Raw genomic sequence first — 25,637 nt, 5'->3', positions numbered from 1 at the left:
ACAAGTCTTGACTATTACGAAGTGCGTGGCATAGTATGGTCTGACCACACCCTGAAAGAGTCATTTATTATGCGAATTGCTCTCTTTGCCACGTGCATTGTGGATGCTATGTATCCGGAAACCGCCAAGTCGACAGTGAAAATCCTGGAACGCTTGGGCCATGAAGTCATTTTCCCCAAGGCGCAAGCCTGCTGTGGGCAAATGCACATGAATTCCGGTTATATGCCTGAAGCCCTGCCCGTGGTCGAAAACCACATCAATGCCTTCGACACCGAAGACTATGACGTCGCGGTGGCCCCCTCGGGCTCCTGCGTTGCTTCGGTCAAGCACCAGCACCCTTTCCTGGCAGAGCGCCTGGGCAAGCCGGAGCTCAAGGAACGCGCAGTTGCCGTGGGCAAGCGCACCTATGAACTGAGCCAACTGCTGGTGGATGTCCTGGGGATCACCAACGCCGCCGAGCAGCTGGGCAGCTACTTCCCGCAGACCATCACCTACCACCCTTCCTGCCACGGCATGCGTTCGCTGAAACTCGGCGATCGGCAACTTGATCTGCTCAAGACCGTCGGCGGCATCACCGTCAACGAGCTTCCGGAAGCTGACCAGTGCTGCGGCTTCGGCGGTACCTTCTCGATCAAGAACTCCGATGTCTCCACGGCAATGCTCGAAGACAAGATGAAGAACATCTGCTCCACCGGCGCCTCGGCCTGCGCGGGCGGCGACGCCTCCTGCCTGATGCACATCGGCGGCGGACTTTCGCGCACCGGAGCCAAGCCAAAGACCCTGCACCTGGCAGATATCCTGGCCAGCACCATGGAAGAGACGGTGTCACTGTGACTCAGGTATTCCTCGGCATGCCTGCCGGCGGGCAGGGCAACCTGTTCGAGACCGAGCCATTCCCCAAGGCCGCGCACCGCGAACTGGGCAACACCCAGATGCGCAAGAACCTGCGCCACGCCACCCACACCATTCGCGACAAGCGGCTGAACGTCGTCGGCGAGCTTCCGGACTGGGAAGAGCTGCGCGACGCCGGCAGCGCCATCAAGAACCTGACGATGGCCAACCTCGAAGAGCGTTTGGAAGAGTTCGAGAAGAACTTCACCGCCCGGGGCGGCATTGTCCACTGGGCCCGTGACGCGGACGAAGCCAACAAGATCGTTACCGAGCTGGTCAAGGCGACCGGCTCGAAAGAGGTCGTCAAGGTCAAGTCCATGGCCACCCAGGAAATCGGCCTGAACGAGCACCTGGAGACCGAGGGCATCGAAGCCTTCGAAACCGACCTTGCCGAGCTGATCGTCCAGCTGGGCAACGACAAGCCAAGCCACATCCTGGTTCCGGCGATCCACAAGAACCGCACCGAGGTGCGCGACATCTTCCTCAAGGAAATGCCGGTAGTGGATCCGAACCTGACCGATGAGCCAGCCAAGCTGGCCGAAGCTGCCCGCAAGCACCTGCGCAAGAAGTTCCTTTCCGCCAAGGTCGCCATCTCCGGCGCGAACTTCGCGCTGGCTGATACCGGCACCCTGGGCGTAGTGGAATCCGAGGGCAACGGCCGCATGTGCCTGACCCTGCCCGAAACCCTGATCACGGTCATGGGCATCGAGAAGGTTCTCCCCCACTGGGAGGACATCGAGGTCTTCATGCAGCTGCTGCCGCGGTCTTCCACCGGCGAGCGCATGAATCCCTACACCTCGCTGTGGACCGGCGTGAGCGAAGACGATGGCCCGCAGAACGTGCACATCGTGCTGCTGGATAACGGCCGCACCCGCGCCCTGGCCGACCGCTTCGGCCGCACCGCGCTGAACTGCATCCGCTGCTCGGCGTGCATGAACGTGTGCCCAGTGTACGAGCGCACCGGCGGCCACGCCTACGGTTCGACCTACCCGGGCCCGATCGGCGCAATCCTCTCCCCGCTGCTGACCGGCATCCAGGTCGAGGAAAACGGCTCCTTGCCATATGCTTCCTCGCTGTGCGGCGCCTGCTACGACGCTTGCCCGGTGAAGATCAACATCCCGGAAATCCTCGTGCACCTGCGCGGCGAGGATGTGGATGCCAACCGCGACAAGCACAAGCTCCCGACCCAGATGGATCTGCTGATGAAGGGCGGCTCCTGGGCGTTGGGCAAGGGCAAGAACCTCGGCCTGCTCGAAAAGGCCTTGCCGCTGGGCCGGCTGATGTCCGGCAAGGAAAAGAAGATCAAGAAGCTTCCGGGCATCGCCGCAGGGTGGACCGCCAGCCGTGACATTCCCGCCCCGCCAAACAAGTCCTTCCGCGACTGGTGGAGCGACGAGAAGGAGTCCAAGTGAGCGCAAAAGACGAAATCCTGGGACGGATCCGCTCGGCACTAGCCGATGCTCCCGTCGCCCAAGAGGTACCCCGCGAATACCGCAAGACCTCGGATATGGGTGAAGCTGAGCTCATCGACCTGCTGGTGGACCGCTTGGTGGATTACAAGGCCGGGGTGGACGTCATTGACGCCGCGCAGATCCCGGAATACGTAGCGGCCAAGCTGGCGGGAGCCTCCAGCGTTGTCTACCCGCATGGCTTGGACACCGACTGGCTCTCAGGGCTGGGCGAGAAGGTCGAGCAGCGCATCGATGCCCCGGGCGCACGGCTGAGCATCGCCGAACTGGATGAAACCAGCGCCGTGGTCACCTCGTCGGCCGTTTCGGTCGCCGAGTCCGGCACCATCATCCTCGATGGCGAGCCAAACCAGGGCCGCCGCGCGATTTCGCTGGTACCCGACCACCATGTGTGCATCGTGCCGATCTCGTCGATCGTGCGCCTGCTGCCAGAAGCCATGCCGCGACTGGCCATCACCCGTCCGCAGACCTGGATCTCCGGCCCGTCGGCCACCAGTGATATCGAGCTGGAGCGCGTTGAAGGCGTGCACGGCCCGCGTACCTTGGACGTCCTGATGGTTCGCGGCCTGTAAGGCTGGCGCAATAAGCTTTCGCGGCCGGTTCCCCCCTCCTAAACCTCCAGGGGAACCGGCCGCGAGTGCATTTAAGTGTGCTGTCGGCTTCTTGCCCTAGCCGCCGGCAATAAAACCCTTCAGGTCCGCCTCTATTCGATCGCGCGCGGCAAAAAAGCGAAGCCGGCAGTCCAGCTTCGAACATTTCGCGGAAGCGCACCGGTGGCATGGAAACGCTCAAGCCCGCGATGACTTCCCTGGCTCCATCGTGACGGCAATCCGTTATGCTTCCCTTGCCTCGGATTTTCATCACCGGAGATATCTGGCGCACCCAGCCCGCCAATCCTGTCCAGGCTTGGACGTGTCTATGGCGCTGCCGCTGGACGCGACCGGTGAGTTGGGCGAATTCTTCGCTCAATTCATGACTGAATCACCAGTAACTGCCTAGCTGCCGATGCGTCATCTGCCCGTGGCAGCTGTCATCCAAAACAGCATCAGCGGGCAGATTCTGATTACATGGATAGGCAGGCGGAAGATTCTCACTTGAAGGGCCGGGATGGAGAAACAACAGGACCTTCGGATTTCGGTACGCACCATTCCCGATTCGGCTTTGCGCTTCGTCGGCTTCCTTTCCTTCTTCGACCGCTATGGCACCCCTCCCATGCTGGTCGCACTTTCGCTGGGTACCTCGCTCAGTTTCGCCCAAGCTGTCCAACTGGTAGCTTCCTATGCCTTGTTCTATGCCATTGGCCAGCCGATCTGGGGCGTGCTTAGCGATCGTTTCGGGCGTCTGGCGGTTTTGCGCGCGGCGCTCATCGGCGCTGGCCTCGGCGCGGTCGCCAGCATCATGTTCACCGACTATTTGCCGCTACTCATTGCCCGCTCCCTCACCGGGTTTATGTTCGGCGCGCTGTATCCAACGCTGATGACGCTCCTGGGCGATACGCGTACCGGGGTAGAACGCGCGCGGGGCTTATCTGATTTGCAGATCTATTCCTCGCTGGGCACCACCCTGGCGACATTAGCTTCAGGAGCATTGGCAACATACGCGAACTGGCGGCTGGTGTTCCTGTTGCCTGCACTGGGTTGCGTAGCGGCCCTGTATAGCTTGCGGAAGGCGGCAGAGCCCGAACATTCGCGTTCCGGATTCCAATTCCGTGCAGCTTTGCGTCCCATGAATTTGGCCCTTTATGCCATCGTCTTCCTCGAAGGCGGGCTGCTCATGGGATTGCTGACCTATATCGTTCCCGCCTTGCAAGAATCCGGTGTCGCTATTGGCTTGGCGGGAGCGCTAGGTTGCGCTTTTGCCCTGGGAGTCATTCTGGGTGCACGCTTGATGCGCCGATTGGTGGCACGCATTGGCCGAACGTGGCTTATTGGGGGTGGCGGCCTGGTGCTTTGCGCAGCTTTCCTCCCCTCGGCGTTCGCTCCCTCCCCTGCCTCCTACACCTTCACCGCGTTCTTCCTGGGTGCCACGAACGCGATCATGCACTCATCAATGCAGGGGTGGGCGACCGATATCTCGCCTGACGCGCGGGCCACCACCGTTTCACTGTTCGTTTTTGCCCTGTTCGCGGGGGCATCTGCGGCGACCTACCTAACTGCAGATCTAGCGCAGAATGGCCACTACGGCCAGATCTTCGGAATCGGCTTGGCACTGAGCCTATTACTTGTGGCGGTGGCGACTGGCACTCATGCGCTGTGGCGCAGAATGCATCCAGCCAGCTGACTTCACTGGCAGGTAGGGGGCATTCTGGCATTGCAGAGAGTTCTTCTAGAGATTAGATGTTATTGCCGGTTGCATGTGAGAATCTTGAATTAAGCGAACGAGCCTCACAAGCGGAAAGCAGGTTGCCATGACCAGTCCAGGCGAAGAACCACGAAACCCCTATTCTTCAGGGCACCAGGGTCAGAACCGGCAGTACCAGCAGCCTGGTTCCTACGATCTCAACGGCGTCCCGCAACAGCCTTACTACAATCAACAGGCACATGGCCAACCGGGCCAGTACCCCCAGGGCAACTTCGGCTATCCGACAGCATCCCAATTTCAAGGCACCCAGCTGGCACAGACCTCGATGATTCTTGGCATTGTGTCCATCTTCGTTGCAGGCGTGATCCTTGGCCCGATTGCTATTTTCAAGGCCAATAAAGCCGAAAGGGAATTCAATACGGTATCCACGGTCGGCAAAGTGACCGGTTGGATCGGCACCATTTTGGGCGTGCTCTGGATCGTGTATGTCGCATTCCTTGTCATCGGTGCTATCGCATTTTCCGTGGACCCGTCATTCAGCGGGTCCTAGGCACTTCTTCCCTCCACTTTAACGACAAAGCCTCCGGCTCACTTTCGTGAGCCGGAGGCTTTGCCGGTATCGGCCCTTGTCCCGTCATCCCCATGACGGCCTTCGGGAAACTTTTACTCTGCGGTTGGCAGTACGAACGAAGCGTCGATTTCGATCTTGACCTTGTCGCTGACCAGAACGCCACCGGCTTCCAGTGCTGCGTTCCAGGTGATGCCGAATTCCTTGCGGGAGATGGTCGTGGATGCGAAGAAGCCAACGCGGGTTGCACCGAAAGCGTCTACAGCTTCGCCGCCGAGCTCTGCTTCGAATTCAACTTCCTTGCTCACGCCGCGGATGGTCAGATCGCCAACGAGAATGAACTCGCCAGCCTCGCCCTTGACCGCAGTGGACTTGAAGGTCATGGTTGGGAACTGCTCGGCGTTGAAGAAGTCCTCGCCCTTCAGGTGGCCGTCGCGGTTAGCGTCCTTGGTGTTGACCGATGCGATCTGGACGGTTGCCTCGACCGAGGAGTCCGCCAAGGTTGCGCCGGTGGTCAGGGTTGCGTCGAATTCAGTGAAGCTGCCGCGAACCTTGGAGATGCCTGCGTGGCGAACCGAGAAGCCGATCTCGGAGTGCGATGCGTCGAGGTTCCAGGTTCCGGTGGTCAGTGCAGATGCAGTCATGTCTAAGTCCTTTCGTCGGGCCATCAAGTAGTTGACGCCTCAATTTGTTTTGCTGATACCAGTATGACACTAATGAAGTTGAAGCGTCAACCACTTTCCCTAAAAAAGTTTCATCTGGCTATTCAAGAGATCCGTATTTTGATACTGACTAGGAAAGTTTCTACTGAAGTCATTTTTCATGCACCCCTTTACTCAGACGCGTACATGGCTAGACTGAGGCCATGAACGCAAATGACCCAGTTCCCGATCATGCCCAAGAAGAAGCCGAGTTATCCGCAGAGCTAGAGGAAATTTGGCAGGAAGAATCCATCACTACCGCTGCCACGACCGAAATCGCCGATGAAGTCGACGGCGAGCTAGGCACCCGGAACCAGCAATAGGTAGATGGCCTCCACCTATTTCTATCCTGCAAGCAAATCCATCCGAGAGAAACCAATCCCCAGTGAATCCTCGGCGACATTGAAATGGATCCCCGGCATCGCGATGCCGGGGATCCATTGCTTAATCCATGCAGTTTTCGTTGCCTCGGTTAGGGATTGGAGACCAAGCCTTGGCCAACCATCCATTCGAAGGCAACATCCGCCGGTTCACGGCCAACCACGTCCACCTGGTAATTCAGGTCCATCAAGACCTGATCAGTCAGCAACGGAGCGATCTTGTCCATGATCTGCTGGATTTCCGGGTGCTTTTCAAGGAATTCTCCGTTGAAAGCCGGGGCGGCGTTGTAGCTTGGGAAATACTTCCGGTCATCTTCCAGCACGGTCAAGTTAAGCGCCTTGATGCGCCCGTCAGTGGTGAAGACTTCACCGAAGTTGCACGCGCCATTAGCGGTTGCCTGGTAAATGGCACCCACGTCGTACAGACCGATATTGTCCTCAGCCACTTCTGAACCACGGTCGATATCGTAGTGTTCCAGCATTGGAGTCAGACCGTCTCGACGGGAATTGAATTCCGGGTCGACGCAGAACGTCAGATCTTCGGGGTCCAGCGTCTGCAGTTCGGAAAGCTTGGTGATACCCAGCCGCTTGGTCGTTTCTTCGTTCATCGCCAATGCGTAGGTGTTGTTCAACGGTGCCGGATTTCCCCAGATAATTCCATTGGCAACATCCTCATCGTGCACCGACTGCCACTGCTCTTCTTCACCCACAACAGGTGATTCGTGGCCCAAGTAGGTCAGCCACGCGGTACCGGTGTACTCCCAGAGCACGCTCGCGTCGCCGGAAAGCAGCAACTGACGTGCCGGCTGGGAGCCAGGAACATTGGTCAGGTCGGTGACGTCATAGCCGGCAGCCTTGAGCGCGATCACGGTGATCTTCCCCAGCAGCAGCTGCTCGGTAAAGGACTTGGACGTGACGGTCACGGTGGTGTCTTCAGCGTTTTCGACCAGCGGCTTGATCTCGGCGGGGCCGGCGTTGGGCACCGTCCCGGTCGATGGGCTAAGTCCGCACCCAGTCATTCCGATCAGCGCGGCCATGGACAGGACAGCTAAATTCAGTTTGCGGTTCACGAAAGTCCTCTCGGTCGTGCCACCTGTTCGACGACGCGGCCAAGCCAGTCAATCGTCAAAGCCAGCAAGGCCACTAGCAACGAGCCGGCAATCAGCACCACATTCAGGTTCAGGTTCACACCCGTAGTGATCAAGATGCCCAGCCCGCCGCCGTTGATAAAGGTTGCCAACGTCGCGGTGCCTACCAGCAGCACCAGGGCTGTGCGGATGCCCGATAGCATCACCGGGACGGCCAACGGCAGCTCGACCTTCAACAGCACGGACATCTGGCTCATGCCGATTCCCCGCCCGGCCTCCACCAGGCGTTCATCAACCTGCTGCAGGCCAACAATGGTGTTGGAGAGCACCGGAAGAATCGCATAGATCACCAGTGAGACAATGGCAGTTGTCGGGCCGAACCCCAACCAGAAGGCCAAGAGCACGATGACGCCAATGGCGGGTGCGGCTTGGCCGAAGTTGGCAATGGCGCGCACCGCCGGGGCTGCCTTGCGCAGTCCGGGGCGAGTGAGCAGCACGCCGAGCGGAATCGCGATCAGCAGCACGATGAGCGCCGAGATGACCGTGATCTTCAGGTGGTCGAGGGTGTAGCCCCAAATCGTTGCCGGATCCAGCGTTTGCTGTTCGGTCTCGGTCAGGTCGGCTGTTACCAGCCAACCCACCAAGATGGCGAAAGCAGCTGCGATTCCGGCGATCTGCCAAATCAAGCTGCGGGTTTCGGATCTCATGCCGATTCACCATCCTGCCCGGTGGCCGCACTATCGATATTCACGACGTTGATGGCACCCGAGTTCAGGCCAACCGGCGCCTCGTGATTAGCATCCGTGGTGTTGTTCGCGGCCGCGATCGCCTCCATGACGGTCTGCACCGTGATGACACCCGTGAGCACATCACGGCGTCCCGTTACCAGGGCCGACTCGGAACTGGCCACCAGCATGGTGTCCAATGCGTCGTTCAAGGTGGCCTGCTCACCGACGACCGGCATGGATTCATCGTAGGTACCCTCGATGATCTGGGCACGCGACAGTTGCCGGCGGTCCATGCGGCGCAGCGGACGTCCCCGCGAATCAAGCACTACCGCGTATTTGCGTCCGGCGCCCTGCAGCTGCGAGAGCACCTCCGAAGCATTCTTGCCCGGTGTGGTGGTGATGGCTTCTCCCAGTTCCACTTCGTTCACCCGCGTCAAGGTCAGCTGCTTCAAGCCGGCACCCGAACCGATGAAGTTCTCCACGAACTCGCTGGCCGGATTGGCCAGGATCCTTTCTGGGGAGTCGTACTGCTCCAACTGCGCACCTTCGTTGAAGATCGCAATCCAGTCGCCGAGCTTCACCGCTTCGTCGAAGTCGTGGGTCACGCACACGATCGTCTTCTGGACTTCAGACTGGATGTTCAGCAGCTCATCCTGCAGACGCTGGCGGGTAATTGGGTCAACTGCACCGAATGGCTCATCCATCAGCAAGACCGGTGGATCCGCTGCCAATGCACGGGCGACGCCCACACGCTGCTGCTGGCCGCCGGAGAGCTCCTTGGGGAAACGGTCCCGGTAAAGTTCCGGATCCAGCGAGACGAGTTCCAGCAGCTCGTCGACGCGGGCAGCGATCTTCTCCTTGGGCCAACCCAGCATCTTTGGAACCATGGCGATATTGGTCGCCACGGTCATATGCGGGAACAGGCCGCCAGCCTGGATCACATAGCCAATGCGGCGGCGCAGTTCATCACCGTTCATGCCGGTGACATCTTCGCCGTCAATGACGATCTTGCCGCTGGTCGGCTCGATCAGGCGATTAATCATCTTCAGGGTGGTCGTCTTGCCGCAGCCCGATGGCCCCACGAACATCACGATGGACCCGGCAGGGATCTCCAGGGTCAGGCCGCCTACGGCCGATTTCTTTTGTCCCGGGTAGGTCTTGGTTACTTCTTCAAGCATGATCGAAGCGCCAGTGACATTCTGGGCCACGGCATTTTCAGGGATCTTATGTTCAGACACGGATACCTCGCGGGGTAGTCAGTCGGCCAATGCCGAGCAAAATCAAATCAAGAATGAGCGCCAGGATCACGACGCCAACTACGCCGGTGATCACGGATTCCAGGGAGTTCGCGCCGCCCAGACGCGAGAGTCCTTGGAAGATGAACCCGCCGAGGCCAGGACCCAGGGCGTAGGAGACCACTGCGGCGACGCCCATCACCATCTGGGCTGAAATTCGTACGCCAGTCAGGATCACCGGCCAAGCTATGGGAATTTCTACTGATATCAGAGTCTTCAGCCGGCTCATGCCGATGCCGCGCGCTGACTCGATAATGGTTGGTTCGATGTTGTTCAGCCCAACGATCGCGTTGCGCAGAATTGGCAGGGCGGCGAAGAACGTCACCACGATGACTGCCGGAGTAACCCCGAAGCCCACGGGGACAATAAGCAAACCGATCAGGGCAAAGGACGGAATAGTCAGGCCGATGGCGCTAATGCCGTTAGCCAAGCCTGATAGGGGCTTGTTGCGGTATACCAATACGGCAATCAGCACAGCAATAATTGTCGCCAGGATCAAGCACTGCGCGACTAGCGAGAAGTGCTGCCACGAGGCGAAGAGGATATGGCGAGATCGCTCGCCAAAAAAGTCACCCACATTAAAACCTGCTTCACTTTAGTTTCGTATCTAGATCGTTATTTCAAGACTGGTCTCTGGGACCGTAGCTTGCCATGAGTTTAGCCGGGTCAGCGGCGCATGGCCAAGCCACGTTTTCCAGATCAAAACTCTGGCTCGGCCGTATTTAAGGCCAATTGATATCAATTGCCGATCACGAAATATGGTGCACTTTCAGCGAGAAGTGTAGTGAGATAGATTCATGAAACTTGCAACGCTCCGCCTCGCCAGCGAACCAGGCCATACCACCGCTGCTGTCATTGAAGATGGCCGCGCCTACTACTTGGACAATCTCGATTCAGTGCAGCGTTTCCTGCGTCTTGATGACGCAACTCAGCAAGAAGTAGTTGCTCGCGCTTTAGTGGGTGATTCCATCGCCGAGGGCGAAGCCGACTACGCTCCGCTGATCCCCAAGCCGGAGAAAATCTACTGCATCGGGTTGAACTACAAGACGCATGCGGCCGAGGTCGGCGAAGAGCTGCCGAAGTATCCGACGGTGTTCGCGAAGTTCGCTTCCACCCTATGCGGCGCCAAGGACACCATCGAAATTCCAGTGGAAGACCATCGGGTGGACTACGAAGCAGAGCTGGCCATCATTATCGGCAAGCCGGGTCGCCGCATCAGCCAGGAGGATGCAGCCGCGCATATTGCCGGCTACGCCGTGGCCAGCGACGTGTCGATGCGCGGTTACCAGGGCCGCACCCAAGAGTGGCTGCAGGGCAAGATCTGGGATCGCTCCACTCCCCTGGGCCCGTGGCTCGTGACCCCGGATGAGCTGGACCCCGCCGCCCGCATTACCAGCACGGTCAATGGCACCGTGGTGCAGGACGAACAGATCGATGATCTGATTTTCTCTGCTGACGCCTTGGTTTCCTACCTCTCGACATTCAATGAATTGCAGCCAGGCGACGTCATCCTGACGGGTACGCCATCTGGTGTTGCGTTGGGCCGCCGCGACGAGAATGGGCGTCACCCGTGGCTCAAGCACGGCGATTCACTTGAAACTTCGATCGAAGGCCTGGGTACCTCTGCGGTAGTTTTCAACGCGCCGCAGAACTGATATTCCTTGTCGCTTCCGGGGGCCTGTCCGCATTGGCGGGCGGGCCCCCGAGGCGTTAAGCCCCGTTCCCAATTTTGCTATTGAGACTCATTCTCATATAAGCTTGAACGCGTGAATCTCATCGTTCTCTCCGCACTTGATACTTCCAGCCGCGACTCCGGCCTCAGCCACCTGGGACACCACCATCCTGACGCCGTCACCTTGCGCTATGACTTCGTCGACGGCAATCGGCTGGTGCGCCACGTCTCCGGATCTGCAGCCGCAGAACATGCCGAAACCGTTCTTGGGCACCCCTGCATCGGCTGTGCCACGAAGTTCGAGATCCTGCCGACGATCCAACGCCTGGCCCCCGAAGATTCCGAGGCCACAATGATCCTGGCGTTGCCCGCCACATGGCATAGCGGAACAGTGCTGGACATGCTCGAGACAAAGCTCGAACCACTGGAAATCCGGATCAGCAGCATCGTCTTGTCCCTGGATCCCGCCGAATTGGAAAACCAGATGTGGGACCGGCACACCCTCTGGGAATCGGGATTCAACGCCATGGAACGCGATGCGAGGACGTCGGGAGAGTTCTTCTTCACCGAATTGATGCAGGCAGATACCCTCATTCCGGTCGAAGGCCTGGAAACCCAGCTGCTCGAAAGCGCTACCGGTCCACGACGCGCTGGCGGCGCCGACTATGAAGCCGGCCTAGAATTAGCTCGACAGATGGCACCGCATGCGCATATCTGCGTGCACGAAGAAGGACTCGGCTCCTTCCACCCCGGAGCAGCGCGCCAACGCACCAGGGCCGGGCACCTGCCGCGAACAGCAACCAATGCCCGCACTGCGCCGATCCGCCTGCATGCCGAACGTCCGCTTCATCCCGAGCGCTTCCGCAAAGCCCTGCCGTCCCTGGCTGAATCCTGCACCTGCATCCGCGGAATCCTCTGGGTGGCTAGTGCCCTCAGCGAGCGCGTCGCCATCGGCGGAGCCGGTCCGCGCATCTGGATGGAAAACACCGGCGCGTGGAATTCGAATATCGCCGTCTCGGAATTGCTGCTCTACGGATCCGAACACGAAGCTTCGCAGATCGAGACGGTCTTCGAGCAATGCCAGGTCACCGAAGAAGAACTCAAGGACCTGTTCAGCTCCGCACATCATGAAGGAGGTGAATGGCATGAAAGTTAGGAATTCCATCCGCGCATTGAAGAAGGCGCCCGGCTCCCAGGTGGTCAGACGACGAGGTCGCGTCTTCGTGATCAACAAGCAAAATCCGCGCATGAAAGCGCGGCAAGGCTGAAGCCCGGAAATTGCCGGCGTCCACTTCGGTGGATGCCGGCAATGCGGCAGCCAGCCCGAGCCCCGGGCCTGATCGTGAAATAAAGTTAACAAACCGGACATGGCATCCGCCAGCGCGCTTTGTGACACAGTTCTCCCCTTGCCATATGATGGCACTCACATAAGGGGATCGGCTTCTCGCCTGAAACTCTTCATCATCAGTCACTCGCACATAAGGATATTGAGTCCATGGACGCTTTGGGCGATCTCTTCGGGGACATCTCCTCCGTCATTTGGGGACCGTTTGTCCTCATCCCGCTACTTTTGGGTACTGGCCTGTACCTGACCATCCGCTTGGGTGGCCTGCAATTCTTCAAGCTCGCTGCCGCATTGCGCCTGGGCCTGCTCAAGCGCAAGGATGCCGAGGCAGAAGGCGACATCTCGCAATTCCAGGCACTGACCACAGCGCTGGCGGCCACTGTCGGAACCGGTAACATCGTCGGTGTCGCAACCGCCATCGGCATCGGCGGCCCAGGTGCCCTGTTCTGGATGTGGGTCACCGGCCTGCTGGGCATGGCATCGAAGTACACCGAGGCCTATCTCGGCGTGCGTTACCGCGGCACCGACGCCGCAGGCGAAAAGTCCGGCGGTCCGCAGTACTACCTGGAACGCGGCATTAAGGGTCCGCTGGGCAAGTTCCTGGCCCTGTTCTTCGCCATCGCCGCCACCCTGGCCTGCTTCGGCATCGGCAACATGACCCAGGGCAACTCCATCGCCCTGAACTTGGAGAATTCGTTCCACGTCACCCCATGGGTTACCGGTGTCGTGCTGACCGTGCTGTCGATCGCTGTCCTGGTCGGCGGCATCAAGTCCATCGGCCGTGTCACCGCTGGATTCGTTCCGGTCATGATCGTCTTCTACGTGGCCGCATCGATCTACATCCTGATCGCTAACGTCGGCGGCATTCCTGCAGCTTTCGGCGAGATCTTCACCGACGCCTTCACCGGCACTTCCGCTGTTGGCGGCTTCGTCGGCTCGGCCATCATCATCGCTGTCCAGTACGGTGTTGCCCGCGGCATCTTCTCCAACGAATCCGGCATGGGTTCGGCTGCTATCGCTGCCGCGTCGGCACAGACCACCCACCCGGTTCGCCAGGGCCTGGTCTCCATGACCCAGACCTTCATCGACACCATCATCGTTGTTACCTGCACCGGCCTGGTCATCATCACCACCGGCACCTGGAAGGTGATCGATGAATCCACCGGCGAGCAGATCTCCGCTGCGCTGATGACCGGCCAGGCATTCACCCACGGCCTGCCTGGTGAATGGGGCCACTGGATCGTGACCATCGGACTGGTCATGTTCGCCTTCTCCACTATCTTGGGCTGGAGCTACTACGGCGAGCGCAACATCGAGCGCCTCTTCGGCCGCAAGCTCGTGATGCCATTCCGCATCGTCTTCTCGCTGGTCGTCTACGTAGGCTGCACCACCGAGCTGACCGCCGTTTGGAACTTCTCGGACATGATGAACGGCCTGATGGCGCTGCCGAACCTGATCGGCCTACTGATCCTCTCGGGCATGGTGGCTCGCGAAACCCACTGGTACCTCAAGCATGACCCGAAGCTGGAAGCCAACAAGGCGCAGATCGAGGACTTCATGAATGATCGTCCGGGTTGGGCTGAATGGAAGGCTGGCGACGTCGTCGGTTCCTCTCGCAACCGCGGTGCCCACGAGGCATAGGCACCGCAAGCTAAAAGAACCCGTTCAGCATCTGATTGATTCCAGATGCTGAACGGGTTCTTTGCTGTTGGAAGACAGCTAAAGGCTTAGGCGTTCCACAGGCCGTAGGAGTCGGCCAGGTCGGCGATCTTCTGGGCACGGGCCAGACGCGGCAGGTATGAGCCATCGCCCACCGAAGCGCCGGCGGCGTGCGCTTCGAGCAGTTCCATGGCCCAAGACAGCTCGTCTTCGCTGGGTGCCAACGCGGCGTTAATGCCATCTACATGATCGGTGGACAACGACAGCTTGCCGGTCATGCCCATGGAGGCGGTGATCCGGGTTTCTTCGGTCACCTTGGCGGCATCGGCGCCTGCTGGTGGAGGTCCGTCGATAGCGCCAGGCAGCTTGCCTACACGCGAAGCGATCACGAGCCGGCCGCGTGCGTAGGCCAGTGCCATCGGGTCGTCGGAGACGCCCGTGTCCTTGCGGAAGTCGTTGATGCCGAACGCCAGGCGGAAGGTACCCGGGGCCGAAGCGATCTGCGTGGCGTTCTCGATACCCAAAGCGGTTTCGATCAAGGCCAGGACCGGAGTGCCCGCGCGCAGCCTCATCGCGCTGTAGGTAACCTGTTCAGGCTGCTCGGTCATGGCCAGCATGATTCCACGCAGGCCGGGAGTTCCCGACAGCGCGGCAAGGTCATCGGCCCAGAAATCAGTGTCAATGCCGTTGACGCGCACCCACGCAGTCATGCCATTGGAGAGTGCTCGCACTACGTTGTCGCGAGCCTGGATCTTCTGGTCGTCAGGAACGGCAGCTTCCATGTCAAAAATCACCGAGTCCGCTTCACAAGCCAGTGAAGGAGCGAAAGTTTCCTCCTTGGCCGCATTGACCAAGAGCCAGGAACGGGACAATTTTGCAGGAAGAGCCGCAGCTCGACGATTTCGGAATGCCATACGTCCTACACTACTCACTCGGCCCTCCAAGCTTCCACTGGCCATGTACAGTATTTGCTTCAAGTGAACCGAAAGGCGCGGAATGCAGCACTGGAGCAGTCCGGATGCACGGCACCAACCTGAACCGGGTAGCCTTCTGCGCAGTGGAGCTGAGCATGGATGCAGTGTTGCCTGCGGCGCTCCACGGGCTCCCGCGTTCTGCCATTTCCGAAGTCCTACCGCAGGCTGGAAACGCGGGAATTGATCATCGGTGGTTCTGATTCTGCAGATCAACTGCCTCCCGCTAACTCCATTCGCCGGAACCGGAGGATTTCCTTCGCATAGTTTCCCGCGGCTTCATTCTCGGACACAGGCTGCCACCCGGAGGTCCAGCAGCAACCAAATGTCCCATTCAAGTGCAGGTTCTGCCCATCTGGCCACTGCGCGAAGCAGCGGACTACCTACCCGAATCCAGTGGCGTATAACCAACTTCACAACTGTTAAGCTTGCTCGCAGTCCAGGGTGACGAACAAATATAGCTGGTCAATATATCTGCGATAACCTCTTTCAGCGGTCTCGTTCTCCTTCGAAGCAGGCCGTCTCCTTCGAAAAACCGAAGGGATCTGCTCATGAAAGGTGCAGCCGTGGCGAACGATTCCGCGCAACTGAAAACCGTTTCCGATGGAACGAATCTTGAGCGCGGACTGTCCAGCAGGCACATCCAGCTCATGGCGATCTCCGGAGCGGTCGGCACCGGATTGTTCATGGGCTCCGGCAAGACCATTTCCGCTGCTGGCCCGTCGGTCATCTTCGTATACATGATCATCGGCTTCATGCTCTTTTTCGTCATGCGTGCCATGGGCGAGATCCTGCTCAGCAACTTGAACTACAAGACCTTCGCAGATTTTGCCGGCGATCTCTTGGGACCTTGGGCTGCCTTCTTCACCGGCTGGACCTATTGGTTCTGCTGGGTCGTCACCGGCATTGCGGACGTAGTCGCGATCGCCCAGTATGTCGCCTACTGGTGGTCCGAGATCCCGCTATGGCTCCCGGCGCTATGCTGCATCCTGCTATTGGTCGGGCTGAACCTGCCCACCGTCAAGGCTTTTGGTGAAACCGAGTTCTGGTTCTCATTGGTGAAAATCGTTGCAATCCTGGCATTGATCGTTTGCGGCTTGGCAATGATTGCCACCGGATTCAGTTCTCCCGAGGGAGACACCGCCTCTTTCGCCCACTTGTGGGCGCACGGTGGCATGTTCCCCACTGGTTTCATGGGCTTCGTCGCAGGCTTCCAGATCGCCGTTTTCGCCTTCGTCGGCATTGAATTGGTAGGTACGGCTGCGGCTGAAACCAAGGATCCTGAAAAGAATCTCCCGAAGGCCATCAATTCCATTCCGCTGCGCGTGATCCTGTTCTACGTCGGTGCCTTGACCGTCCTGATGGCCGTCACCCCCTGGTACAAGTTCTCCGCTGATGCATCGCCATTCGTTGGCATGTTCTCGATGGCTGGCTTGGCCGCAGCTGCAGGTCTGGTCAACTTCGTCGTGCTGACGGCCGCCGCTTCAAGTGCAAATTCCGGAATCTATTCGACATCGCGCATGCTGTACGCCCTGTCGCAGGATGGAGATGCTCCGCAGAAGTTCAGCAAGCTTTCTGCCACGCAGGTGCCACGCAATGCGTTGCTATTCTCCTGCATCTTCCTTCTTGCTGCCGTCGTGCTGTTGTACGCGGGTGACTCCGTAGCCCAGGCCTTCACGTTGGTGACCACGGTGTCTGCCCTGTGCTTCATGTTCGTCTGGTCAATGATCCTTATCAGCTATTTGGCCTTCCGCAAGCGCCGCCCGCAGCTGCATGATGCCTCCAAGTTCAAGGTCCCCGGCGGCATGGGAGCCCCCTACATGGTCCTAGCCTTCTTCGTATTCGTCCTGTGGGCATTGACCACGCAGGCCGATACGCGTGCTGCGTTGCTGGCTACGCCCCTGTGGTTCCTTGTAGTTGGAATGTTCTACCTGAAGGTGCGCAAATCCGATGGCCATCAGGCCCTGCGCGCAGCACATCGGGCAAAAGTCCGCGCGGAGAACGAGGCCGCTGCAATCCATCGGCGAAGCTAGGCCCTTTGCAAAGGATGCCAAGGCCTAATTGTGCCGGGCAACTACATATTCGTAAGGGATATCCCGGCCGACGAGTAAGACTTCTAGCAACCCCAGGCTTTCTCCGTACCTCTGATAAGCCAATGGCACCTGCTTGCGGATTCCGGTACTGATCTTGGAGAAGTACAACAGTGTTCCGTCCTTCCAGCGGCCGGTGTGCCCGTGGGCGAAAACCTCATTCCATTCCAGCACGGACGCAGAAAATCCGTTGAGCATCTGAATGCTGTCATCCATGTCCAGCCCTCGAACAAGGAATTCTGGGTGCCCGATGCGACTCAGGCCAACGGTGTAGGCAAGCGATGGGCTGATCCGGTCCGACTCAACAAAAATCACTTCATGTCCGTAGTCGCGGATCCGCTGGTCGATCAGGGCTTCCAGTTGCTTGCGTGTCATGCCATTGCACATATCGCACATGGTCAAGTTCCTTTCCTCTGCCTGCTCATCTTTTGACGATGCGGCGCAGTTCCTAGTGAGCCGACTGTTGCTGGATCACGGCGAAGTCCCTGGGTTCCGTGCAATGCAGAGTTCTTATCGGGATGTCGCCAAGGATCAGACTGGTGAGGGGAAGAGTGTTCAGTTCCGCCTCTGGCTCCGAGAAAATGAGCTCGCTAAATAGCGATGTGTTGTGGGTACCTTCGGAAAAGACTTGTCCATGCTCGACGACTTGTGATGCCAGATGCGTGAGAAGCCCAAAAACATCATCTTCGTCTCCACCGATACTGACGATTTCAGGATGCCCTCGTTTCGCCAATCCCAGTGTGTACCCCAGGACCTGTTGCTGCCTTGCCATAGTGCTGAGCACTACGGCATACCCCTTCTCTGATATTTCGCGCAGCGCAACAACGCCAAGTAGCTGCATTTCGGGCAACGAGCTGCGGACACTGAGATGGACGCCTTCAGGATTACTCATCGCATTCCTCCTTGGTTGATCTGATGCCAGCAAGTGTGGCGCGAATTCATCGCCCCGGCAGGAACTTTCTACGATTGTGGATATCCCGAGACAACGGCCTCAGAATAGGCCGGCGCATGAAAAAAGCACTGCCCGCAACGAGTCGTTGCAGGCAGTGCTTTTTCGCCAGCTTCTTCTACTTGGCTTTTTCTGCTTCCGCAGCCACAGCCGCGGCAACAGCAGGCATCACGCGGTCATCAGTTGCCGAAGGAATGATGTAATCTGCTGCCAGATCATCGCCAACCAGGTTGGCAATGGCATGGGCCGCGGCGACTTTCATGCCCTCGGTGATCTTCTTGGCGCCCGAGTCCAGGGCGCCGCGGAAGATGCCCGGGAAGGCCAGCACGTTATTGATCTGGTTCGGGAAGTCGCTGCGGCCAGTGGCCACCACGGCCGCATACTTCGCGGCAGCATCCGGCATGATTTCCGGGGTCGGGTTGGACAGCGCGAAGATGATGGCGTCCTTGTTCATCTTCGCCACGGCAGCTTCTTCGAAGGTCGACGAGGAAAGTCCTACTACGACATCCGCGCCGTCCAGTGCCTCGGCCAGGCCACCCATGACATCTTCACGGTTGGTGCGGCTGGCCAGGTCGGCCTTGACCGGATTAAGGTCGTCTCGATCGCGGTGGATGGTGCCACGCGAGTCGAGCACGATGACGTCATCCACGCCGGCCGAAAGCAGCAGGTTGGTGACGGCGACGCCAGCCGAACCGGCACCGGAGATGACGACCTTCAACGAGCTGATGTCGCGCTTGGTCTGGCGGGCCGCGCCGATCAGAGCTGCCAGCACCACCACCGCGGTGCCGTGCTGGTCATCGTGCATAACAGGGATATCCAGCGCCTCGATCAGGCGCTTTTCGATTTCGAAGCAGCGCGGGGCGGAGATGTCTTCCAGGTTCACGGCGCCGAAGCTCGGACGCAGGCGAATGACGGTTTCGACGATTTCATCGACGTCGGTGGTGTCCAATACCAACGGGATCGAATCCAGACCGCCGAATTCCTTGAACAGGGCGCTTTTGCCTTCCATGACCGGAAGCGAGGCAGCCGCACCGATGTTGCCCAGGCCCAGCACAGCGGTGCCGTCCGAAACGACAGCGACCAGACGGGAGGCCCAGGTGTGGGTGGCGTGCTTGGCTGGATCATCTGCGATGGCCTGGGATACCTTGGCGACACCCGGAGTGTAGGCGATGGACAGGTCGCGCTTGGTGTTCAGCGGCATTTGCGATGAGACGGAAAGCTTGCCGCCAAGATGGGCGTCGAAAATCTCTTCGTCGGTGATGGCGGACAGGTCTTTAGTGGATTCAACAGACATTGAATAGCTCTTCTTTCAAGAAAGTTCTGATTGACGAAAACGCAGTACCCACGAAATTGGTGGCAGAGCGTAGGAACGCGCATGACCATTCATCCGACCGCAATGGAGCGTGACCCACAGGCAATTAAGGAGGGCGTCAGGCTTCCATGTACACAATTCCCAGAGGGGCTCCGCCGGGTGAGGCTGAAGGATCCGTCATGGTGTGCCGGAAGATGGCTGGTCAGTACTTTCTTTAGACCTACGTTTTCCACCATACGGGAACCGCTTGGCGCTGTACAACCCCCATTCGTCGCATCTGTGTCATAAAGGAGTTGCGACAGGCAGTCCATTTGCAGCGTCATGAGGTGCACCCGAAGGACATCTCAGGCAAAATAAGGGCCATGGCATCACCGACTTCAGCACTGGGCAGGGTCCGCACCTTCGAGGCGTTAGATGAGAAGACCACCGCGCGGCTACGCCGCGCGCTGGACGAGTCGGATGACACGACCGTGTTCGTCAACGGCACCGCGTTGAAGTTGCCCAAAGAAGCGCACCAGGCGCTGATCGAGGTGCTTTCACGGTTTGCAGATGGCGAGTCCGTCAGCATCGGCACACCCGAGCTGCTCCTTAATACTTCCCAAGCAGCCCAAATGGCCGGAATCTCCAACAGCTACCTGCGCAAGCTGGCCGACGCCGGGATCATTCCAGTGGAATACCGCGGCACCCATCGCCGCATTCGCCCAAGCGCCATCCAGCAGTGGCTGGATTCCCGCACCGAAACCGAGAAATGAGCCAACCAGTCAGCGAATCCGCCAGCGCCCCGCAGGAGGTCGTTTGGTGGGATCGCCTGCTCATCCGGGTCCCGGGCTATTCCCTGTTCGCATGGCTGGGCGCTTACGGCATGTACCAAGCCGGGGACATTACCTTGGGTACCGCAGCGCTGCTCTTTTTCGCCCTCGCCCTTCCCTTGCTGGCCGGTTGGCAGATCTTCCAGGTCCTGCGCAGCCGCCGGCGCATCCAGTTATGGCGAAACGCCCAGCGGATCTCCCAAGGCAGTTTGGGTGTTCCCAACGTGGCCGAAATCCGCGCGAAGCTCGACCGGATTATCAGCATCCGGGCTCATGGCCCGGAACCGAAGAAGCCACGTTTCGGCGGCCTTGCACTTTTCGCAATGATCCTCGGGATCGCCGGGATAGCCATCACTGCGGGAATCTTGCTGGCGAAGCTTGGCCTTGCCGGCCTGTCGACGTTCGTCGTTATCGGCTTGCTTGTGGTTGCCCTGCGTCCGTTGCAACTCATGGGCGTCCAGAACCGGGCGTACCGAGCAGTGGTTTCTATTCCCAGGAAGATCGCCGAGGTTCGCAACCTGGTGGTGCGGGAGCGCCAGGTTTCCAGCGGGCAACGCAGCACGCAAGCTGCCGACAGTGCGCTGGATTCGTCCCTGATGATCATCGATGCTGCCATTGCCCAGTTCCGGTCCGGAAAATTCCGGGCCTCGGCGGACTGCGTCGATTTGCTGGTCCTCCTGGCCGGGCAGTGCTGGCTGCCCGGCAGCAAGCCCCGAATTCTAGCCGAGACACTTCATAGCCGCGTCAATGCGGCACTGGGCCAGCTGAGTATCGAGGAACGCAACGCCTCGCGCTGGAGCAGAGAATCACGTTGCTGAAAGCGCAGGTCTTGCCAAGCCTTGAATTTCCTGCTGGAATACCAAAGTATTCTATTTGAAAACAATTCTTGTGCCGCACCCAGCGCAGGAACCCCGCTCCCCCGCCCCGGGAGCCTTGCCGAGGAGAACCATGACCACCGCATCAGAATCGCTGACCACTTCGCACGAATCCTTGCTATCCGAGCGCGCGGCCGGAATCAAGCAGTCCGCGGTGCGCGACGTATTCGAGCTCTCCTTGGACCCTTCCCTGGTATCCCTGGCCGGAGGCAACCCCTACCTGCAGCTGCTCCCGCTGGAAAAGGTCGGTGAAATGGCCCGGCGCATCATCGTCGAGCAGGGTCCCGAAGCATTGCAATACGGCTCCGGACTTGGCACTCCTGAACTGCGTGCACAAATTATCGATGTCATGGCAGCTGAAGGCATCACGAACGTGGGGGTCGAAGATGTCGTGGTCACCAACGGCTCCCAGTCAGCACAGGACATGGCCTGCAAGGTCTTCTGCAATCCCGGAGACACTGTGCTCTGCGAAGATCCGACCTATGTCGGGGCCCTGAATACCTTCGAGGCCTACCAGGTGTCCGCCCGCCCCGTGGGCACCGATGCAAATGGCTTGATTCCTGACGCCTTGCGTGCGCGCATCGCCGAATTGCGCGCCGCCGGCGAGCGCATCAAATTCCTCTACACCATCCCGAACTTCAACAACCCATCAGGGATCACTCTGGCGGCCGAACGCCGCCAGGAAATCGTGGACATCTGCCGCGAAGCCGGCATCCTGATCCTGGAAGACAACCCGTACGGAATGCTGCGCTACGAGGGAACCCCTGCGCCTACCCTGCGGAGCCTGGACCCGGAAAACGTCATCTACATGGGTTCCTTCTCCAAGATCTTCGCGCCCGGCCTGCGCATCGGCTGGGCAGCGGTCCCGACCCACCTTTTCCGCCGCTTCTACCTGGCCGGCGAGGCGGTAGCCCTGTGCCCACCGACCTTGAACCAGATGATCATCAGCGCCTACCTCAACGAGCATGATTGGAAGGGGCAGATCACCAAGTACAACGACCTGTACCGTTCCCGCCGCGACGCGATGCTCGAAGCATTGGCCAAGTACCTGCCGGCAGGCGTCACCCATACTCGTCCCGAAGGCGGCTTCTTCGTTTGGTTGACCTTGCCTGAAGGCATTGACACCTACGCGTTGCTGCAGCAGGGCGTGAAGGCCGGGGTCATCTTCATCCCAGGCGCGGCATTCAGCCCGAGCGGCCAAGCCGACAACAAGCTGCGATTGGCTTTCTGCTCCGTTGACGAGAAGACCATCGACGAAGGCGTCCAGCGACTGTCGGGCCTGCTCAGCAACGAGATCTTCAAACTCTAAGTCCGGAGGCTTGTACCGGGAGCTCACGGCCCGGTACAAATGGCCGCCCTTGCATCCTTGATGGGAAGCTTGCTGTCCGCCTCCTGGCCAAGTCCGCACAGTTCCAAGCCGGGGCCTGGATCTCCGGCTAGCCCTGCGCAATCCGTGATTCCACGGAAATCTCAAGCAGCTTCTGCTCGGTCGCTTTCAAGACACGGTGCGCAGGCCATATCGCCCGCAGCTCGCGCAACAGCGCCGGCCCATCAAACGGGATCTCGACGAGCAGCCCCTGCTCCAACTGGCTCTCTACCGCCAAATGGCTGAGCACAGCGGGCCCCATTCCGCGCGCCACGCACTGGCAAATCGTTGCGTTCGAGTTGAAGACAGCGACCGGATTCGGGCGTTCGGCATGGGCAATGTAATCCAAGAATGCCCGGGTGCCGGAGCCTTCCTCGCGTTCTATCAGCGCCGTGCTTTGCAATTCGTGCAGGCTCAGCGGTTCCTTCCGTTGTGCCCAAGCATGTGAAGGCGACGTGACCACGAGCATTTCATCGTGAAGTACCTGCCGGCTTTTCAGGCCCAGAGGAATGTGCGGGGTTTCCACGAATCCTAGTCCCAATTCCTCCTGCTGCACTGCACGAATAACATCTTGGGAATTCATGATCTTCATTCGAGGGATGACTCGTGGCAGGGCACGATGCAGTAGTCCGATCCAATTTGGCGCCAAGAATTCAGCCACCGTCATGCTGGCTCCGAATTCCAGCTCTCCCTCTCCGGTTTCAGCCAGCGAGCGCGCGCCAGCGGCGAAGGTTTCCAGGCTGTCCAGGACTTCACGAGCCCATTGGACGGTCAGCACTCCCTCTGCGGTCAAGCGCGATCCGGTGGTCTTGCGTGCCACAAGCTGGTATCCCAGCCGGCGCTCCAACGTTTTCAATGCGCGGGTGGCATTTGGCTGCGCCATCCCGGCCGCACGGGCACCGGCGCTCAGGCTCCCGTGATCGGCGATGCCGACCAGCAACTCCAATGAGGAGGGTTGAATCCAGCGGGCAATGTCTTCGAGAGATGACGAGCTGCTTTCCATATCATGATCATATGTCCGCGATAGCAAGAAGTGGCATACCGCAATTCTCCAAACCGGAGAACAATTATTTCCATGCACGACTCCACAAGTCCCGTCAAAGAATCTGCCACCTCCAAACGTGACCAGTCCGGACATCGAAAACCTGCTTCGCGTTTCGCTCCGGCTCTTCCGGGACTGCTCCTCTGCCTTGCCGCCGGCATCTTGTGCATGTTCGCCAGCCGCTACATCCATGGCCTGAGCGCCCTGCTGCTAGCTATCCTGCTCGGTGCGCTGTGGCGCAATCTTGCCCCGGTCCCGCAGGCTTTTGCCCCCGGCACGGCAATTGCCGGCAAGAAGCTGCTGCGCCTGGGCATTGTGCTGCTGGGCTTGCAGCTCTCGCTGGGCACCATCCTCGGCCTGGGCCCCGGGGTACTGCTGGTGGTGGCTCTCTCGGTTGGCATCACGTTCTTGGCCACCTTGTGGATCGGCAAGAAGCTCGGCATGGATCTGCCGCAGCGCCTGCTCATCGCCACCGGCTTCTCCATCTGCGGTGCCGCCGCGGTCGCAGGTGCCGAGAATGTCGTCAAGGCCAAGCAGGATCAGGTCGCCACCGCGATCGGGCTGGTAGTGCTCTTCGGGACATTGATGATTCCGCTCATGCCCGCGGTGGGCTTGCTGCTCGGGCTGGATGAACGCAGCATCGGCATGCTCATCGGCGCGTCCACCCATGAGGTCGCACAAGTCGTCGCCGCCGGCGGTTCGGTAGGTGCCGGCGCCTTGGCCGTGGCGGTGACCGTCAAGCTGGCCCGGGTGGTCCTGCTGGCTCCAATCATTGCCGGCGTCGGCGTCTTCATGCGGCGGCGCCAATCGGTGCAAGGCGGCAAGAACCCGCCACTGGTGCCGCTGTTCGTGCTCGGGTTCCTGGTGGCAATGCTGCTGCGCACCACCGGGCTGGTTCCCGAGGCGTGGCTTGCAGCTGCGGCCAGCGCGCAGACGCTCCTGCTTGCCGCGGCCATGTTCGCCTTGGGGCTCGGGGTCCACCTGCGCAGCATCGTAAAAACCGGCGGACGTTCATTGCTGCTGGGGTTGCTGTCCACCTTGGTGATCATCGCCGTGTCGATCGGCGGAACCCTGCTGTTCCCGCCGGCCTAGGCATGGCAGCCATGCGGGCCCGCCGCACCTATTTCGCGCTCCAGCCGCCATCCATGGTGTAGGACGCTCCGGTCACCATGCCCGCGGCATCCGCACTGAGCCAGGCCGCCAGCGAAGCGACTTCCTCTGGTTCAACCAGGCGCTTGATGGCCGATTCGGCAAGCATGATCTTCTGGATGACATCCGACTCGTCAATGCCATGCGAATTCGCTTGATCGGCAATCTGCCGCTCCACCAATGGGGTACGCACATAGCCCGGGTTGATGCAGTTGCTGGTGATCCCATAGTCGGCACCTTCCAATGCAGTGACCTTCGACAGTCCCTCCAACCCGTGCTTGGCCGCAACGTAGGCGCTCTTGAATGCGCTGGCCCGGAGTCCGTGGATCGAAGAAATATTGATGATGCGGCCGAAGCCGCGCTCGCGCATGCCGGGCAGTGCTGCCCGGATCAGCAGGAACGGCGACTCCAGCATGAGCCGATGGATCAGCCTCCAGGCTTCGGGGTCGTACTCATGGATTGGAGCCACCCTTTGCACGCCGGCGTTGTTAATCAGGATGTCGGTATCCACGCTGAGATCTTCCAGCGACGCGGTATCCGAAAGATCCACAGCCCATGCTTTTCCGCCGAGCTCGCGGGCCGCTTCTTCAGCGGCCTGTTCATTGAGGTCGGCAATCGTCACGGTGGCACCGGCGTCGGCCAATGCCCGGGCACTGGCCAGGCCTATGCCGGAGGCGCCACCGGTAACCAAGGCGCGGCGCCCCTTTAACCCCTGGGGCCATGGGCCAATTTGTTCCGCCATTGCGCTCATCCTCTGCTCGGCTCCCCTGCGGCTTCCAGTTGCGATGCCCGCAGCTTCGCGCAGGTCTCTGTGATTCAAACTAGGCTCCGTCAGGAATCCGGTCAACGGCATTTGCTGTGCAGATTCCGCAGGTCAATGTGCAAGCATGCACAGCGGCTTCTGCCGGTTGCCCGTTTGCTGTGCGCTGGAAGCTAAGCTGGCTCTCGAAGGCTATTTTCACTTCCAAGAGCCAAGG

26 protein-coding genes are annotated in these 25,637 nt (G+C 59.7%); 15 read left to right on the top strand and 11 right to left on the bottom strand.

Annotated features, from left to right (window positions below; translation table 11 throughout):
* Nucleotides 1-69: 69 nt before the first annotated feature.
* The 5 genes from ACIOJF_RS10270 (at nucleotide 70) to ACIOJF_RS10250 (ending at nucleotide 5,211) form a co-directional block, all read left to right on the top strand.
* Nucleotides 70-834 (top strand): (Fe-S)-binding protein, encoded by a 765-nt coding sequence (locus ACIOJF_RS10270; protein ID WP_105656268.1) that lies wholly within the window; start codon nucleotides 70-72, stop codon nucleotides 832-834.
* Nucleotides 835-851: 17 nt separating this feature from the next.
* Nucleotides 852-2,303 carry a LutB/LldF family L-lactate oxidation iron-sulfur protein gene (locus ACIOJF_RS10265; protein ID WP_105656386.1) on the top strand — a complete coding sequence of 484 codons (1,452 nt, stop codon included), beginning with the start codon at nucleotides 852-854 and terminating at the stop codon, nucleotides 2,301-2,303.
* The gene (locus ACIOJF_RS10260) at nucleotides 2,300-2,932 is read left to right on the top strand and encodes an LUD domain-containing protein (RefSeq protein WP_332594596.1); all 633 of its coding nucleotides are present in this window, start codon (nucleotides 2,300-2,302) and stop codon (nucleotides 2,930-2,932) included. Before ACIOJF_RS10265 ends, ACIOJF_RS10260 begins: the two co-directional genes overlap by 4 nt.
* Nucleotides 2,933-3,467: 535 nt before the next feature.
* On the top strand, nucleotides 3,468-4,640 hold the full coding sequence (locus ACIOJF_RS10255) for an MFS transporter (RefSeq protein ID WP_332728117.1): 1,173 nt from the start codon (nucleotides 3,468-3,470) through the stop codon (nucleotides 4,638-4,640).
* Nucleotides 4,641-4,767: 127 nt separating this feature from the next.
* Entirely contained in the window at nucleotides 4,768-5,211 is a 444-nt protein-coding gene (locus ACIOJF_RS10250; protein WP_105656265.1) for a DUF4190 domain-containing protein, read from the top strand.
* A 113-nt stretch (nucleotides 5,212-5,324) separates the two neighbouring features.
* Here the strand turns inward: ACIOJF_RS10250 and ACIOJF_RS10245 are convergent, their stop codons facing one another.
* On the bottom strand, nucleotides 5,325-5,873 hold the full coding sequence (locus ACIOJF_RS10245; RefSeq protein ID WP_105656264.1) for a YceI family protein: 549 nt from the start codon (nucleotides 5,871-5,873) through the stop codon (nucleotides 5,325-5,327).
* A gap of 221 nt (nucleotides 5,874-6,094) precedes the next feature.
* On the opposite strand from ACIOJF_RS10245, the gene ACIOJF_RS10240 reads away from it, so the two are divergent.
* Nucleotides 6,095-6,253 (top strand): hypothetical protein, encoded by a 159-nt coding sequence (locus tag ACIOJF_RS10240; protein WP_166650780.1) that lies wholly within the window; start codon nucleotides 6,095-6,097, stop codon nucleotides 6,251-6,253.
* 149 nt (nucleotides 6,254-6,402) lie between these two features.
* On the opposite strand, the gene ACIOJF_RS10235 is transcribed toward ACIOJF_RS10240, so the two are convergent.
* From ACIOJF_RS10235 to ACIOJF_RS10220, 4 genes are read right to left on the bottom strand one after another with little or no spacing between them, the layout of a single operon-like run.
* The gene (locus ACIOJF_RS10235) at nucleotides 6,403-7,380 is read right to left on the bottom strand and encodes a glycine betaine ABC transporter substrate-binding protein (protein ID WP_219844107.1); all 978 of its coding nucleotides are present in this window, start codon (nucleotides 7,378-7,380) and stop codon (nucleotides 6,403-6,405) included.
* Nucleotides 7,377-8,105, bottom strand: a complete 729-nt coding sequence (locus tag ACIOJF_RS10230) for an ABC transporter permease (protein ID WP_402735121.1) — start codon at nucleotides 8,103-8,105, stop codon at nucleotides 7,377-7,379. Before ACIOJF_RS10230 ends, ACIOJF_RS10235 begins: the two co-directional genes overlap by 4 nt.
* Nucleotides 8,102-9,364 (bottom strand): betaine/proline/choline family ABC transporter ATP-binding protein, encoded by a 1,263-nt coding sequence (locus ACIOJF_RS10225; protein ID WP_105656262.1) that lies wholly within the window; start codon nucleotides 9,362-9,364, stop codon nucleotides 8,102-8,104. The genes ACIOJF_RS10230 and ACIOJF_RS10225 overlap by 4 nt, the downstream gene beginning before the upstream one ends.
* Nucleotides 9,357-9,998, bottom strand: coding sequence for an ABC transporter permease (locus ACIOJF_RS10220; RefSeq protein WP_105656261.1), 642 nt, complete (start codon nucleotides 9,996-9,998; stop codon nucleotides 9,357-9,359). The genes ACIOJF_RS10225 and ACIOJF_RS10220 overlap by 8 nt, the downstream gene beginning before the upstream one ends.
* A 220-nt stretch (nucleotides 9,999-10,218) precedes the next feature.
* Here ACIOJF_RS10220 and ACIOJF_RS10215 point away from each other — a divergent pair, with 220 nt between their 5' ends.
* From ACIOJF_RS10215 to ACIOJF_RS10200, 4 genes are all read left to right on the top strand, one after another.
* Nucleotides 10,219-11,076 carry a fumarylacetoacetate hydrolase family protein gene (locus ACIOJF_RS10215; protein WP_332731296.1) on the top strand — a complete coding sequence of 286 codons (858 nt, stop codon included), beginning with the start codon at nucleotides 10,219-10,221 and terminating at the stop codon, nucleotides 11,074-11,076.
* A gap of 111 nt (nucleotides 11,077-11,187) precedes the next feature.
* Nucleotides 11,188-12,249, top strand: a complete 1,062-nt coding sequence (locus tag ACIOJF_RS10210; protein ID WP_332489144.1) for a GTP-binding protein — start codon at nucleotides 11,188-11,190, stop codon at nucleotides 12,247-12,249.
* Nucleotides 12,239-12,361 (top strand): type B 50S ribosomal protein L36, encoded by a 123-nt coding sequence (ykgO, locus tag ACIOJF_RS10205; protein ID WP_081461171.1) that lies wholly within the window; start codon nucleotides 12,239-12,241, stop codon nucleotides 12,359-12,361. The genes ACIOJF_RS10210 and ykgO overlap by 11 nt, the downstream gene beginning before the upstream one ends.
* Nucleotides 12,362-12,588: 227 nt before the next feature.
* Nucleotides 12,589-14,079 (top strand): sodium:alanine symporter family protein, encoded by a 1,491-nt coding sequence (locus tag ACIOJF_RS10200; protein ID WP_105656258.1) that lies wholly within the window; start codon nucleotides 12,589-12,591, stop codon nucleotides 14,077-14,079.
* Nucleotides 14,080-14,165: 86 nt separating this feature from the next.
* Here the strand turns inward: ACIOJF_RS10200 and ACIOJF_RS10195 are convergent, their stop codons facing one another.
* Complete coding sequence (locus ACIOJF_RS10195) at nucleotides 14,166-15,011, bottom strand: CoA ester lyase (protein WP_105656257.1); 846 nt, start codon at nucleotides 15,009-15,011, stop codon at nucleotides 14,166-14,168.
* 608 nt (nucleotides 15,012-15,619) lie between these two features.
* Between ACIOJF_RS10195 and cycA the strand changes: the two genes are divergently transcribed.
* Nucleotides 15,620-17,101, top strand: coding sequence for a D-serine/D-alanine/glycine transporter (gene cycA, locus ACIOJF_RS10190; RefSeq protein ID WP_105656256.1), 1,482 nt, complete (start codon nucleotides 15,620-15,622; stop codon nucleotides 17,099-17,101).
* A 24-nt stretch (nucleotides 17,102-17,125) separates the two neighbouring features.
* On the opposite strand, the gene ACIOJF_RS10185 is transcribed toward cycA, so the two are convergent.
* The 3 genes from ACIOJF_RS10185 to ACIOJF_RS10175 form a co-directional block, all read right to left on the bottom strand.
* On the bottom strand, nucleotides 17,126-17,533 hold the full coding sequence (locus ACIOJF_RS10185; RefSeq protein WP_181148764.1) for a DUF4262 domain-containing protein: 408 nt from the start codon (nucleotides 17,531-17,533) through the stop codon (nucleotides 17,126-17,128).
* Between the two features lie 73 nt (nucleotides 17,534-17,606).
* Entirely contained in the window at nucleotides 17,607-18,050 is a 444-nt protein-coding gene (locus tag ACIOJF_RS10180) for a DUF4262 domain-containing protein (protein ID WP_105656254.1), read from the bottom strand.
* A 175-nt stretch (nucleotides 18,051-18,225) separates the two neighbouring features.
* Nucleotides 18,226-19,401: an NADP-dependent malic enzyme gene (locus tag ACIOJF_RS10175; protein WP_105656253.1), complete on the bottom strand. Its 1,176-nt coding sequence runs from the start codon at nucleotides 19,399-19,401 to the stop codon at nucleotides 18,226-18,228.
* 380 nt (nucleotides 19,402-19,781) lie between these two features.
* On the opposite strand from ACIOJF_RS10175, the gene ACIOJF_RS10170 reads away from it, so the two are divergent.
* The 3 genes from ACIOJF_RS10170 (at nucleotide 19,782) to ACIOJF_RS10160 (ending at nucleotide 22,412) form a co-directional block, all read left to right on the top strand.
* The gene (locus ACIOJF_RS10170) at nucleotides 19,782-20,171 is read left to right on the top strand and encodes a helix-turn-helix domain-containing protein (RefSeq protein WP_105656252.1); all 390 of its coding nucleotides are present in this window, start codon (nucleotides 19,782-19,784) and stop codon (nucleotides 20,169-20,171) included.
* Nucleotides 20,168-21,046, top strand: a complete 879-nt coding sequence (locus tag ACIOJF_RS10165) for a hypothetical protein (protein WP_402741613.1) — start codon at nucleotides 20,168-20,170, stop codon at nucleotides 21,044-21,046. Before ACIOJF_RS10170 ends, ACIOJF_RS10165 begins: the two co-directional genes overlap by 4 nt.
* 130 nt (nucleotides 21,047-21,176) lie before the next feature.
* On the top strand, nucleotides 21,177-22,412 hold the full coding sequence (locus ACIOJF_RS10160; protein ID WP_402741612.1) for a PLP-dependent aminotransferase family protein: 1,236 nt from the start codon (nucleotides 21,177-21,179) through the stop codon (nucleotides 22,410-22,412).
* Nucleotides 22,413-22,539: 127 nt separating this feature from the next.
* On the opposite strand, the gene ACIOJF_RS10155 is transcribed toward ACIOJF_RS10160, so the two are convergent.
* On the bottom strand, nucleotides 22,540-23,472 hold the full coding sequence (locus ACIOJF_RS10155; protein ID WP_332594975.1) for a LysR family transcriptional regulator: 933 nt from the start codon (nucleotides 23,470-23,472) through the stop codon (nucleotides 22,540-22,542).
* Between the two features lie 72 nt (nucleotides 23,473-23,544).
* Here ACIOJF_RS10155 and ACIOJF_RS10150 point away from each other — a divergent pair, with 72 nt between their 5' ends.
* Entirely contained in the window at nucleotides 23,545-24,603 is a 1,059-nt protein-coding gene (locus tag ACIOJF_RS10150; protein ID WP_332727528.1) for a putative sulfate exporter family transporter, read from the top strand.
* Between the two features lie 28 nt (nucleotides 24,604-24,631).
* Here ACIOJF_RS10150 and ACIOJF_RS10145 read toward each other — a convergent pair whose 3' ends face one another.
* Entirely contained in the window at nucleotides 24,632-25,402 is a 771-nt protein-coding gene (locus ACIOJF_RS10145) for a 3-hydroxybutyrate dehydrogenase (protein ID WP_332498844.1), read from the bottom strand.
* Nucleotides 25,403-25,637 lie beyond the last annotated feature (235 nt).

Source organism: Glutamicibacter sp. NPDC087831 (assembly GCF_044742845.1).
Taxonomy (GTDB): domain Bacteria; phylum Actinomycetota; class Actinomycetes; order Actinomycetales; family Micrococcaceae; genus Glutamicibacter.
This window is presented reverse-complemented; position numbering and strand designations above follow the sequence as displayed.